The 13,887-nt window shown below is 37.2% G+C and carries 10 protein-coding genes and 1 pseudogene; 2 read left to right on the top strand and 9 right to left on the bottom strand.

The window, feature by feature from the left end; genetic code table 11:
* Nucleotide 1: 1 nt before the first annotated feature.
* Genes A6755_RS13740 through A6755_RS13725 form a run of 4 tightly spaced genes read right to left on the bottom strand, consistent with a single transcriptional unit; the run spans nucleotide 2 to nucleotide 4,020 of the window.
* Nucleotides 2-1,048, bottom strand: coding sequence for a TRAP transporter substrate-binding protein (locus A6755_RS13740; RefSeq protein WP_063590979.1), 1,047 nt, complete (start codon nucleotides 1,046-1,048; stop codon nucleotides 2-4).
* Between the two features lie 60 nt (nucleotides 1,049-1,108).
* Nucleotides 1,109-2,386, bottom strand: a complete 1,278-nt coding sequence (locus tag A6755_RS13735) for a TRAP transporter large permease (RefSeq protein WP_063576079.1) — start codon at nucleotides 2,384-2,386, stop codon at nucleotides 1,109-1,111.
* Nucleotides 2,383-2,955 carry a TRAP transporter small permease gene (locus tag A6755_RS13730; protein ID WP_034307155.1) on the bottom strand — a complete coding sequence of 191 codons (573 nt, stop codon included), beginning with the start codon at nucleotides 2,953-2,955 and terminating at the stop codon, nucleotides 2,383-2,385. Before A6755_RS13730 ends, A6755_RS13735 begins: the two co-directional genes overlap by 4 nt.
* A 36-nt stretch (nucleotides 2,956-2,991) precedes the next feature.
* Nucleotides 2,992-4,020, bottom strand: coding sequence for a TRAP transporter substrate-binding protein (locus A6755_RS13725; RefSeq protein WP_244889669.1), 1,029 nt, complete (start codon nucleotides 4,018-4,020; stop codon nucleotides 2,992-2,994).
* Nucleotides 4,021-4,629: 609 nt separating this feature from the next.
* On the opposite strand from A6755_RS13725, the gene A6755_RS13720 reads away from it, so the two are divergent.
* The gene (locus A6755_RS13720) at nucleotides 4,630-5,799 is read left to right on the top strand and encodes a HAMP domain-containing protein (RefSeq protein ID WP_217349289.1); all 1,170 of its coding nucleotides are present in this window, start codon (nucleotides 4,630-4,632) and stop codon (nucleotides 5,797-5,799) included.
* A gap of 10 nt (nucleotides 5,800-5,809) precedes the next feature.
* Nucleotides 5,810-6,358, top strand: a pseudogene (locus A6755_RS27385) (methyl-accepting chemotaxis protein); the annotation flags it as partial.
* Between the two features lie 76 nt (nucleotides 6,359-6,434).
* Here the strand turns inward: A6755_RS27385 and A6755_RS13715 are convergent.
* From A6755_RS13715 to A6755_RS13695, 5 genes are all read right to left on the bottom strand, one after another.
* Nucleotides 6,435-7,394 (bottom strand): DUF4822 domain-containing protein, encoded by a 960-nt coding sequence (locus tag A6755_RS13715; RefSeq protein WP_063590978.1) that lies wholly within the window; start codon nucleotides 7,392-7,394, stop codon nucleotides 6,435-6,437.
* A gap of 83 nt (nucleotides 7,395-7,477) precedes the next feature.
* Nucleotides 7,478-8,179, bottom strand: a complete 702-nt coding sequence (locus A6755_RS13710) for an ankyrin repeat domain-containing protein (RefSeq protein WP_063592550.1) — start codon at nucleotides 8,177-8,179, stop codon at nucleotides 7,478-7,480.
* A gap of 273 nt (nucleotides 8,180-8,452) precedes the next feature.
* The gene (locus A6755_RS13705) at nucleotides 8,453-9,139 is read right to left on the bottom strand and encodes a response regulator transcription factor (protein WP_063590977.1); all 687 of its coding nucleotides are present in this window, start codon (nucleotides 9,137-9,139) and stop codon (nucleotides 8,453-8,455) included.
* Nucleotides 9,136-10,584 carry a sensor histidine kinase gene (locus tag A6755_RS13700; protein ID WP_063590976.1) on the bottom strand — a complete coding sequence of 483 codons (1,449 nt, stop codon included), beginning with the start codon at nucleotides 10,582-10,584 and terminating at the stop codon, nucleotides 9,136-9,138. The genes A6755_RS13705 and A6755_RS13700 overlap by 4 nt, the downstream gene beginning before the upstream one ends.
* 749 nt (nucleotides 10,585-11,333) lie before the next feature.
* Nucleotides 11,334-13,577, bottom strand: a complete 2,244-nt coding sequence (locus tag A6755_RS13695; RefSeq protein WP_063590975.1) for a metallophosphoesterase — start codon at nucleotides 13,575-13,577, stop codon at nucleotides 11,334-11,336.
* Between the last annotated feature and the right edge of the window lie 310 nt (nucleotides 13,578-13,887).

The raw sequence follows: 13,887 nt of genomic DNA, 5'->3' as shown, positions 1-13,887 counted from the left end.
ATTATTTACCGCGTACTTTTTCAACTTCGCTCATCATTTCCTCTACAAGATCTGGTCCGAATTTCTTGGCATATTCGTCCGTCACTGGTTGGATGGCCTTCTTCATTTTTTCCATTTCTTCAGGTTCTACTTCATTGATTTTCATTCCTTCTTCTTTTAGATACTTAAGTGCCTTTTCGTTTTCTTTTTGGTTAACTTCCCGTTGATACTTTCCAGCCTCTTGTGCGGCCTCACTCATGATTTCTTGTTCTTGTTCTGATAGGTCATCCCAGAACTTTTTACTTACAAGGAATACAAATGGTGTATAAACATGATTTGTAAGACTTAAGTATTCTTGCACTTCATTATATTTTTGCGTTTGAATTGTTGCGAGTGGATTCTCCTGACCATCAACAGTGCCTGTTTCCAGTGCAGTAAACACTTCTGAGAAAGCCATCGGTGATGGATTCGCCCCTAACTTTGAAAATGCATCTAAATGCACTTCATTTTGCATGGTACGAAGTTTAAGCCCTTTGAAATCTTCAGCCGTTTTAACAGGTTTTTTACTGTTGGTTAAGCTCCGGAAACCATTTTCCCAGTATCCCAAACCTACTAAATCATGTTCCGGTAATTTATCCAAAAGTTTTTTTCCTACTGCACCATCAAGTACTGTATAAGCTTCTTCTTCATTATTAAAAACAAATGGGAAGTCATAAATTCCAAATTCCTTAATCATACCAACAAGTGGTGAGGTTGAAGGAACAGTTACTTCCTGTAAGCCGCCTTGAAGAGCTTCTGTCATTTTCTGATCATCTCCGAGAGTGGCATCAAAAAAGTTTTGGACTTTCATTTTCCCCCCGCTTTTTTCTTCAACCAGTTCTTTAAATTTCTCCATTCCTTTTCCTTGTGGATGCATTTTACTATTTCCGATCCCTGCTTTGATTGTTCTTTCCTGTATTCCGTCAGCTGAAGCGCTCTCATTTTGTCCGCTTCCACAAGCGCTTAATAGTAGTAATGAAGGCAGTAAAACTCCAACCGCCAGACGTTTGAACAAATTATTCATTTTCATTTTCCTCCTATAAAATAAGATGAATACCAGCATACACACCCAAATACTTGTTTAATTCCGTTAGGAGGTAAACCATTCTAGAGGAACCAGCACTAGGGAAGGAAACAAAATCAACAAGATCAATACAATTACTTCCACGAGCAAGAAAGGCCAAATCCCCTTCATGATATCTTCCATACTGATCTTACTTATGCCGCACATGACATTTAACACGGTTCCAACAGGTGGTGTAAGTAATCCGATGGCGTTATTCAGGATAAACAGGACACCAAAGTAAACTGGATCAATACCTGCAGCGACCACCAATGGCATCAATACAGGTGTTAGAATAAGGATTGTCGGCGTCATATCCATAGCAGTTCCAACTACGATGACCAATAAGTTTATCATTATTAATAGAAGGAATGGATGATCCATAAATGGCTCCAGCAATCCAATCACCTGACCAGGTAAATCCGCTACAGTTATCAGCCAGGATGATACTAGAGCTGCAGCGACCAGAAACATGACAACGCTCGTCATTTTTCCTGCATGTACAAAGACCTCATACAAATCTTTCACTTTCATTTCACGATAGATTACAAGACCGACAAATATTGCATAGACTGCAGCAACTACTGCCGCTTCAGTCGGTGTAAATAAACCGAATTTCAATCCACCAATGATGATGACGGGCAGGAATAGAGCCCAAACGCCTTGACGAAGAGAAGTAAGAATTTCTTTTGTTGAAGCTCGAGGGTTAACGGCGACTTTATCTTTTCGTGCAACAATGGCCCAGGTAACCGTTAGTCCAACCGCTAGTAATATACCAGGAACGATTCCTGCCATAAACAGCTTTGTAATGGACACTCCACTTGCGACACCGAAAATGATAAAGCCAATACTTGGCGGAATGATCGGGGCAATGATACCACCGGATGCAATCAGCCCACTTGACCGGTTCACATCATACCCTGACTTCACCATCATTGGAATTAATATAGCCCCAAGCGCTGCTGTATCTGCAACTGCAGATCCTGATAAACTTGCAAACAACACACTCGCAATGATCGCAACATAGCCAAGGCCTCCCTTGATATGACCGACCAGGTTCATTGCCATCTCAACGATACGCCGTGATAATCCGCCCCTATTCATCGCCTCTCCTGCCAGCATAAAGAACGGTATGGCCATTAGAGGGAAGTTATCAGCGCCACTGATTAAATTTTGTGCGATTATTTGACTATCAAAAATACCAAGAAAGTACATAAGCACTACACTACTCACAAGTAAGGCAAAGGCAATAGGTATTCCTAGTCCCATGGCTCCCAGTAAAGATCCGACAAATACACCTATCATCCCTGTTTCTCCTCCTTGACAATTCTAATATCTGAAGCAAATTCATCAGTATGGAGAGAAATCAGCTCTTCTGACTCACTTATCATCACCAATTCTTCGTCTTTAATTTTATTGAAGAAAATCCGATACAAATTGAAGATGATCATGCTGCCCATTGACACACTCACAAGAATACCTGTCCCATATACAAATGCCAGTGGCATGCCAGTGGCCGGTGCAGTACTGTCAATGTTTATCAATGTCATTTTCCAGCTGCCATCCAAGATCAGGATAAGAACGAATAACATCATCAAATCACTAATAACTAGCACCACTTTTTTCATCTTATTCGGGAGCCTTTTGATGACCATGTCGACACCTAAGTGTTCTTTGTTTTTAAAAGCTCCGATGGCGCCAAGGAACGTCAACCAAATAAAGAGATACCTTGACATTTCTTCTGACCAAGTAATACCTGAATTAAAGAAATAACGGAGGACTACATTACCAAACACGAGTACGACCATTATTGCTAAAGCAATTGCCATAATAATGTTTAACGAATTTTCCAAGATTCTTGATATTTTATTCACCTATACATCTCCCCCTTCCTATCTAGAGCGCCTGCTTCATTCTGCTTGTATTTTCCCGGCAAGCTCCTTCGCCCAGTCATTTTTCTCAAAGACTTCATCATAAACAGGTTGAGATGCTTTTAACATTTTTTGTGAAAAGTCTTCGTCAGGCTTTGTGAATTTGATTCCATTATCCTTAAGATAAGCTTTGTCATCTTCATAACTTTTTTCCATCAAATCAAACTCATATGCTGCCGACTCCTTTGCTGCTTTTTGAATGATTTTTTGTTGCTCTTTTGTTAGCCCTTTATAGAATTTGCTATTGATAATGTAAATATTGGGGCTGAACATATGCTTGGATTCTAGTACATCACTTTGTACTTCATTCCACCCCGAGGATCTCAGTGTGGCTATGGGATTATCTTGAGCATCAACAACTTTTTGTTCAAGTGCGGTAAAAACTTCTGAAATAGGCAATGGGCTAACGTTTGCCCCCAATGATTCACCTAATTTTATGTAATTCGGGATGTTCGGCATTCTAAGTCGAAGTCCATCAAAATCTTTCATACTCTTAATTGGACGATTACTCGAAAACATCCTAAATCCGTTAGCACTCCATGCGAGCGGTGTCACCCCATGCTTTGGATCCAGATCTTCTGTCAATTCCTCTCCGATAGGTCCATTCAATACCTTCTTTACATGATCGTAATCCCTGAATAGGAAGGGCCATTCCGGAACACCCATTTTAGGAATGTCCGACTGCATGATTAGCCCTGGAACACCCATTTCGATCGTTCCGTTTCTGACGCCGTCATAAAATTCTTTTTCTGCACCTAATGTACTGTTCGCATAAATCCGAACCTCTAGTTCACCATTACTCTCCTTTTCAACCAATTTTTTAAACTTTTCTTTCAAAGCAATGTTTTGAGGATGATTTTCAGCAAAATAATGTGCCACTTTTATCGTTTTCTTTTCAACTCCAGATCCACTGGTTTTTTCTCCCTCACCTCCACCACATCCTGATAAAAGGAATGTCATTGCAAGAGTTAAGCTTGTGGAAAATACAAATAGCTTATTTTTTTTCAATAAAAACCCTCCCCGAAGTTTTTTGTAAGCGTTATCATTTAAGGCTGATCTTAAAAACTTCTCCTCACCCTTGTATAAGCAAAAATCAAATCGTTTTATAATATAAAACTCAGTTCTTGTTTTATTCGGAGTGAGGAAAAAACACTTCACTTCTCATTACGTTTCACAAGTTGTTTCACTTTTTAAGCCATTACCTTAATAAAATTAATGATTAATTGTTCTATAATATAAAACTCAGTTTTCGAATTTTATATCTTACGTTGATTATAAGCTCCCATTTTTACTAATGTCAAACCATTTTTTGAATTTTATAACAATTTAACAAATTCTCCATTTCTCTAATTATTATTTACAGTTGAGATTTTTAGAAACAAAACGGGAAAGATAAAAGTCGTTTTTTTCTATATTAGAATATTTATAGGATGGTAAAACAAGCAAAACCAGGTTTTCCTTAAATACATTCAATATGAACCCCTCTTACAACAGATTGAAATCTAAAAGAATAAAAACTCCACCCGAGGGTTTTAAAAAGGACTCATTAAATAAATTTAATTATTACCGATATATAAAACATGGTAAATATATAACACGGGGAAGGAATAAACAAAGATGAATAAACTTAGTACGAAAATAGGTTTTGTTCTTTTAACAGGCATGATCATTACATTAATTGGAAGTTTAATATTAATGTATAAAAGTACAAATGATACGGTTGAGAAAACAATCGCTATGAGCAGCTTAGACATAGCAAGCAACATCTCTCAAGGAATAAACCCAACATCTTATGCTGATTTTTTAAGTAATCAATCCGAAACCTCTACATATTGGGAGATACGCGAGCAGTTAGACGATTATAGACAAAAAACTGGAGCATTATATGTATATACATTGGGAATTAACGAAAATAGCGAAAAAATCCATATTCTTATAGACGGAATGGGTAAGGGAAATAAAAAAGCATCTCCCATTTTAACACCCACAACTGCAACTTCATTTCAGGATGTAGAAAGCGTCATGAAGGGAAAGGCTTCAACTACTTCCATCGTTCATGATCCTGAATATGGTGACTATTTATCCGTTTTCGTTCCCATAAAGAATGGTAACGAGGTCATTGGAATTCTAGGGGTGGATATCGATGCCAGCAAAGTCGATGCTACGGCCAGCAAGGTTCTGGGTGGTATCCTGCCCCTGACGATAATAATCAATGTAATCTTAATGGCAATCGTGGTGGGTGCACTAATATGGTTCTTGACTAAAAAGTTAAGCCCGCTTCTCAAGGTCAGCTTGGCTGCAAAGGAAATCTCAAATGGGGATTTATTAACAGCCAATAAACTGATTAGCAACACAAGGGTTAAGGGAAACGACGAAATCAAGGTTTTAGTGAAATCCTTTGAAGAAATGATCACCAATACAACTCTGATCGTCAATTCCATGAAAAGCTCATCATTCCAGCTAATGGAATCATCAAGTGATATCGAGCACAAAATCAAAGAAATGGATACTTCCACACAATATATCGTTAATGGGATTCAGCAAGTTGCAGGAGCTGCGGAAGTACAATTGCACAGAAGTGAAGAATCATCGAGGGTCATCGAAGAAATGACTATAGGTATACAAAGAATTGCCGAAGCTTCTTCTGAAGTCAGCGAACAGACAAATCATGTTTCAACTAGGATGTCCATTGGAAATGAAGATATAAATGAACTCTCAAATCAAATTCTGCAAGTAAAAGATGCAAACAAGTTCAAGAATAAAGAATTTGGACGATCAAGCAAATGAGATTGTGAATATTGTACATGTAATTACAGGAATTGCCGAGCAAACAAACCTGCTATCACTAAATGCGGCAATTGAAGCTGCTAGAGCCGGTGAACAAGGTAAAGGTTTTGCGGTGGTATCGAACGAGGTACGGAAATTGGCAGTGGGCACGAAGGAATCTGCAATCCATATTCAAGAGTCCCTGCTTCATTTTAAATCCATCATAAATGAAGCAGTGAAAATGATGGAAACTGGAACTAATGAGGTAGAAGAAGGGACAAAATTTGTGCTGAATACAAGAGAAACTTTTAAACAGACTATAAAATCTTTTGAGCATGTTAGTGATCAGATTCAAGAAATATCAGCCATTACAGAGCAGATGGCAGCAAGTTCTCAGGAAATCAATGCTTCGATAGAAGATTTTGCAGGGTTGACAAGGGAAACGGCAGTGGCTTCAAAGCAAGTGGCACAATCAACCGATCAACAAGCCAAATCCATGGAGGACATTTCCTTCTCCACCTCCTCAATGGTAAAGCTCGCTAATGACCTGGAAACATCCGTTGAACGGTTTAACGCTTAAACATCTCTAACCACCACTCTATTATTATATCAAGAAAGGGATTTTGCTATTCATGCAAAATCCCTTTCTTACTATTTTACTTAGTTGATTTTAGTTTCAAATCACCTTCATAAGGTATATGTTCCACTGTTATCGTTATATCTTTTCCCTCTTTATCTTTACCGATTCGTTTATAAGTGAATTTATTTTCATTAAGCTCTGTAAGTTCAAGAACTGCGCCATATTTATTTTCCCCTAGTGAAACATGTGCTCTTATCTTATTTCCGTGAACAACATCGTAATAGCCGTAATCACCACGGCTTTCACCGGTTTTAGCATCAAAAAATTCATACTTATTTGTTTTATCATCATATTTTGCAAGACCTAAATAATTCGAGTTATAGCTTGATACATCATTTCCCTTTTCATCCAATGCCACTGTTCCTTGCCATGGGGTGCTTGATAAGATTTTATCTCCATCAACATCTGTTTCTACGTCTCCTGTGTAAGTTTCCAAATTTTTGTCTGGATCTGTAAAGGAAAGTTCTGTTTCCTTATAAGGAATATGATCAACAAACACCTCTACGTCATTTCCATTGGCATCTTTACCCATTCTTTTATAAGTAAACATATCCTTATTCAGTTCTGTTATTTCAACAACGGCCTGGTAACCCATCGATTCTGAAATTAACACTCGCATCTTCCCATTGGTAATAAAGAAAGTTCCCTTATCACCACGACTTTCTTTTGTATTTTTATCAAAAAATTCATATCTGGATGTTTCATCGTCATATTTTGCGAGACCAATAAAGTTAGCATTCTCCTTTGTTAAGTCATTATTATTCTTATCATAAACTTTTGTACCTTGCCAATTCGTGCCACTAAGAATTTTAGTCAATTCCTGGCCTGCCGTTAACTTATTTTCTTGTTTACTTTCTTTGGCAGTTTGTTCCTGCTTCTGTGCATTATGACTGACTTGTGCGTTTGTGTTACATCCTGTTAGGGCCAATGTTAATCCAAGTAGTATAGATGATGAAATTTTTGCTTTTTTGTACATTTTTTCGTCTCCTCATATCTTATTGTGATTCTAATTAACTAGCGGTGCAATTGACATTACAAAATGAAAGTATCGCAATCTGATTATTTTGCTCCTGCTGTTAATAAAATTTGTTCAATCTCTTTAAACCCTTTTTCTCGGGCATGTTGTAAAGGGGTCACATTATTATTATCAGGAATGTTGACACCTGCACCATGATCTATTAACAATTGCACTGTTCGCTGCTGTTTTCCATCACCATCATTCAAAATGATGGCTTCTAGCAAAGCTGTCCAACCGAGATCATTTACATGATTCACATCAATATCAGTTTTAGTTAGGAGTTCTTTAATAACCTCTACATATCCATGTTCCGAAGCAGGGATTAAAGCCGTTCCTCCATAACGGTTGGTTATGGATGGGTCGGCACCTGCTTCAATCGTAAGTTTAACTAAATCTAGATAACCTTCAGCACCGGCATACAAGAAGGGGCTATTTTTCATTTCATCCTGAATGTTGACGTCTGCACCCGCTTCAATAAGGATTTTTGCAGACTCTGCATCGTTGTTATAAGTCGCAATCATAGTGGCGGTTCGCCCTGCCGAGTCCTGTGTATTAATATCTGCACCTTCCTCAATCAAACTCCTTATTCTTTCTGTTTCTTTTCGTGCTACTGCTTGAATCAGTAATTCATTCATTCCCTTTCCTGACTCCTTTTGCTGTTTATTTGGCTCTCTTTCGCTATCTAAGGCACACCCTTGAAGGATGAATAGGCATCCGATGACAATCGTTAGCCGTCTCCACATGAAACACACCATCCTTTCATCTGCCCATATGAATTTTCCGTCATCTTGATGCACCAAAATGACTTGTGCTATAAATGTGTTTGAGGTTGCATGATTATTTTTCCCCCTTATATTTTTTAGTTGCATTTCTCGATCCGTCCCCATTATATTAAGGCTTAATCTTAAACTCCCTCTAAACAATTTCTTAAAAAATGATTAACTTATTCATAAAGTTTCTTAAGGTTTTATAAAAAAAATCCCGTCACCTGCGTGACGGGTCATAAAATATATTATTTAAACATTAAAACGATACCCCGCTCCCCAAACAGTTTCCAAAAATTTAGGATGTGCAGGATTTCTTTCAATTTTTTCACGTAGTTTCCTGATATGGACAGTGACAGTCGAAACATCCGCAGCCGATTCCAATCCCCAAATATTTTCATAGAGCTGCTCTTTACTTAATACTTGATTAGGATGCATGACAAAAAACACTAAAGTATCGAATTCCTTTGTTGTAAACGAGACCACCTCCCCGTTTATGTGAACCCTGCGTGCTGACTTATCTATTGAAATTCCATGAACATAGATTGAATTAGATTTGGGGTGACTTCCTGATAAACGTTCATAACGCGCTAAGTGCGCTTTCACTCTTGCAACTAGTTCACTTGGACTAAAGGGCTTTGTAATATAATCATCCGCTCCTAGTCCAAGCCCCCGAATTTTATCAATATCTTCCTTTTTCGCAGATACAAGCAAAATCGGGATATTTTTGACAGCACGTATTTGTTTGCATATCTCAAAGCCATTTAACCCTGGAAGCATGATGTCCAAAATGATTAAATGATAATTTCCTTGAAGGGCCTGTTGGAGACCTGCATCACCAGTGTGTTGAATATCGACACTAAAATCATTAATTTCCAAATAGTCCCTTTGCAATTCTGCAATACTGACTTCGTCTTCAATAAGTAATATCTTTTTCACATTTCCTCACCTTTCTTTATGGAAAAGAAAACACTTGTACCTTTTCCTATCTCACTGGTAGCCCAGATATCTCCTCCATGCTCGTCGATAATTTTTTTTGCGATCGCAAGCCCTAAACCACTTCCACCTGTCAGGGAATTCCTAGATTGCTCAGCCCGATAAAATCGGTTAAAAATATAAGGCAAAGCGGAAGATTCTATTCCATAACCATTATCTGTTACTTGTACAACTACATCATATAGTCCTTCATGCAGAGAAATGGAAATGTGTTTTTCATCTTTATTCATATACTTTACACAATTGCTGATCAGGTTGGCCAATACGCGTTTCAGTTTCTCTCTATCCGCTGACACGTATATCGGTTTATACAGCTGTTGAAGTTCAATTTGGATTCCTTGTTGAAGTAAATCCAGTTGAAGCTCTTCTACGTAATCTTTCAAATATTTATCCATTCTGACCGTCTCAAAAGTGAATAGCTCCTTTTTTAAATCCAACTTTGAAAATAAAAACAATTCATCTATCAATGAATCCATATCCCTTGCTTTCAGGTATACCGTCGATAAATACTTATCCATTTTCTGCGGGGTGTTTGCTACCCCGTCTTTTATCCCCTCAACATAACCCATAATCGAAGTGATGGGGGTCTTCAAATCATGAGAAATATTGGAAAGAAGTTCTTTGCGATTTTCCTCATACTGAAGCTGAAGGTTTACGGACTCCTTTAACTTTTTTCTCATTTCCTCAAATTCCCTATTCAATTGTCCGATTTCATCATTCGAAGTCGCTTTGATTTCAAAGTTTAAATCTCCTGATTTTATCCGCTCCGCTCCCTCTTTAAGTATTGAGATAGGTTTGATGATGCTTCTTGAAACTAAATAATTTAAAAGTCCGATAATCATTACAAACAGTAATAACAATAGGGAGAATAAAATGGGAAATGACTCACGAGTCAGCTCGGCATAGGAACTTGCCTTTCTCATGACAAAAATGCTTCCTTCACTTCTATCCGAAAAATAAAAATCAAACTTCACATAAGTGAAAAAAGAGTCTTTCATTTTGATTGTGTCCCGTGTATTGATGTTCGTTTCTTCGAACATGGGAAGTGATTGAACCAAGCCTAGCTTATCAAGTGCGGGGGACGCATACTCAATGTCATTAACTTTTCTAACGACAATCTCAATATCTCCATGTTCAAGCTTCTTCAGCTGCTCTTCGTTCAGAAGCTGTTCGGGGTTATTTTTTGCCAAAAGCTTTAAATCGAGAAACACACTTTCTTCTGCTGCAGTCAAAGGTTTTTGGAGATAAGAGTTTTTATATAGATGCTCTATCGATTTTACATCACCTGTTATTGCAAAAATAAGTAAAAATCCGGCTGTTAAAAATAAAGTGATGGAAATAAGAATTACGCCAACGTAGGACAACAGAAACCTCATTTTAATTGACAATTTTTTCACCCCGTATCGATCTTTCGTTTACTCTTTTATAGATAAGTTGTTTATCTGCTGTTCTTGCATTTCCATGATAATTTTTTCTTAGAACTCAAAAAAACATATCACACAAATCTTAAAATTTTCTAAAATACATGAAAAAAATCCTATTCTATTTTAGATATATATTTTTTTATTGAAAAACGAATTCTAAAATCCGCTCTTTTTCCGCCAACTGTCAAGACTCCTAGACGAAAGCGTCTGTGGGGTCTCGGCAGACAGTTTTCCGGCAGGAATGTCGCATATTTCTTCAATCCATTGGGGTTTCAGTATTAAACAATATAAAATCATGCTGTATAACCAAGTCTTTATTTAGTTTACCTGTGGTTTTTTAATTTATGAAAGTTTCAGATGAGTTCCGAAATCAGCGCCTTTTCCGCCGACTGTTTACCAAGCTTCCTCGACGCAAGCATCTAGCGGAGTCCCCGCTAAGCTTATTTTTTGTTAAAGTATGTTTTAAACCTACCTTTTATAATAATGATATTATTTATAAATTATCCAAGTATTATATATAGATGCACTTCAGTATTTTCATTAAAAATACGAAATTAATTAGGCGAAACCTTTATCAAGCACACGGAAAAGATCATGAAGGTTTATTAGTTTACTATTTGTCCCGAGTTTGTAAGACATAGAAAAAAGCGAACTTCCCCTTAAGGAAAGTCCGCTTTTTATAAATTTCAAGAAAAGTTCACCTGTTCTTCTTATTAATTTGGCAAGATGATCATTTGGTCATCCAATCTAATATCGTCAATCGACCAAAACCAATTATTTTTCGCATTATGCATTCTCCATTGTAATTTCATAGAAGATGCATCTTCAGGAACCTTAATCGATTTAACTTCATACTTATTCAAAACATGTCCATTTTTATTATCCGAAGCTGCTTTATTGTCATAAACGAGAACTTGTTGTTTTTCCCCATTATCAAAAACAGCAGTTACTTCTGCAGTTTGTGTTCCTTCTTGTTTATAGTGAGAAGCAAATCCTACGTATAGATCTTTTGCACCCTCAACTTTTACAGAAGGGGAAGTTAATGTACTATCAAAAAAGCCTTTTGATGCTGGTGAACCGTTATCATCCCATTCATCAGGATCCGCTACTGCTATAACACCTTGTCCAAGTTCAAATTTGCTACGATCTTGGTCTTCCGCTTTTGTCCAAAATTCCTTTGTTGTGAAGCTCCACCCTTGCCACTCCTCTGTACCAGCTGGCATATTCGAGCTATTTGTAACCGACCAGCCGTCAGGAGCTGTATGGCTCCAGCCGAGAATGGAACTTGGAATGTTTTCATTTACTGCTGGCTTTAATGCAGAGTCCAATTGGTCAAAACTTTCTCCAAGCATCATGTTGACAAATATATTTATATTCTTGGAGCCAATTGTTTGGCCTCCCTCGTAAGCAGTAATCGTGAATTGTGAAGAACCGGAACTTTCTTTACTAGGTATAGCTTTTATTGGCAAATTCTTTTCTTCAGATCCTGAAAGCTCATATTCAAGTTCATTGTGCTCCACACTCCACCCTTCAGGTGCATCAACTTTAATTTTTCCTTTTACACAATCATTTCCAAAGTTTTTCATCTTCACTTGGAGTGTAGTCGATTCACCTGTCGTTACCAATGATGGAGAAGCTTGTGCAGAGACCATTTCCAGTGCTTTTGTCTGACCATCAGCCAGTAACACCTTTTTACTGCTATTATTAAATGAATCCAGTGCTTGTACCTTAATTTCATAATCTGTTCCTGGCTTAAGTCCGGTTACAGGGAACTCTAAATTTTTTGGCACAGGATCAAGATAGAATTCAGAAAATGCGGTGAAATCTGCGTCTAGTTCCCCTGATTGCTTGTTTTTGGCCGTTATGTGATAAGTATGTACGAGCACGTTATCTTTCGCCTGGGGAAATGTCACATTTAAACTTCTTAGTGTCGATTTTTCTTTTACAATCGAAGCCTTGTCTTTACCTGCAAAAGACGGTGACAACTGATCTCGGTCGTCTGTATATTTAAATTTATTTTTTATTACCCATGGTTTTCCTGTCCAATCGTCTTTATGAAAGTCACGTTTTTTAATGATAACTTCATTATTATATACTTCTACAATCATTCCTTGACTAATATCCCGATATCCTTCTGGATGAAACCCTTGAAGTTTGCCCGGTTCTAATTCCAAATAACTCACAGAAGACGTGCCAACAGACGTAAAGTCTTTTTGATGAATCGTTCTCGGGTCCTCAAGTGGATAATGAGAATGGCCTGAAAATGTAATAACTTGTGGATGCTTTTTTAACGTATCATATAAAAGTTCTTTGTTTTCCTGAGTCCCCCACAAGTCACTTCCATATACAGTGTCTTTAATGTGTTGATGAAGAAAAACAAAGATGGGTTGGTCCGGATTCTCTTTTTCTGCAGCAGCTAACTTTTCAGCTAGCCAGTTTATTTGATTAACAGAATATAAACCATGCGTATTACCATTTTCGGGACTTAACGAAATAAAATCATATCCATTTACTTTTTTATGATAGTAAAGGGAATCCATTCCTGATTTCTCGAGAAAACGATCTTGTGCTTTTTCAACGGAAAGTCCATTCCAATAATCATGGTTTCCCATTGTAAACATGGATTGGACATCAGCTTGTTTCTTCTCATTATAAATGGAGAAGAACTTATCATATTCAGTAGCGTATCCATAATCCGTTAAATCCCCAACGACCACAAAAGCATCCTGTTTAGGCGCAGCTTTGTTTAATTGATCCATGGCTGTTCTAAACTTGTTTATATCAGCAGTTGATCCATCATCAATATGTACATCACTGATTACAGGAAAAACGAGCTCCGGTTTACGTTTATTTTCTGAATTTGAAGATTCCGAGAATGCTTGTACACTTGATAAAGAAGTTGTTAATCCTACCGTTACAACTGTCAACATTGCAGCAAATTTATTTTTCGCTTTCAAAATCAATTCCTCCTATTTATCGTTTAGCCCCATACATTATGTAATCATTTTGAAAATAGACAAATATCCTCCTCAATTTATAATTTTTAGGTATTTACCAATTAAAATACTACCTTTGCATTATTAATAAAATATAAGAACAATGTAATTTATATATTAATAAATCAAAAAAAGGCCTATGGCCAGTATTCGTTCCATTAATGGGAATGGAATACTATTCCTTTACTACATGACTTATTCGACAGGTTGTGTGAATAAAAGTCCAATCACCTATGAAACAGAATATATTTAGAAAAACGGTGTAAAAATT

Origin of the sequence: Peribacillus frigoritolerans, from assembly GCF_001636405.1 — a bacterium.
In the GTDB taxonomy this organism is placed as follows: domain Bacteria; phylum Bacillota; class Bacilli; order Bacillales; family DSM-1321; genus Peribacillus; species Peribacillus frigoritolerans.
Note: the sequence above shows the minus strand (reverse complement) of the source record. Positions and strands in the feature narration are given on the sequence as shown.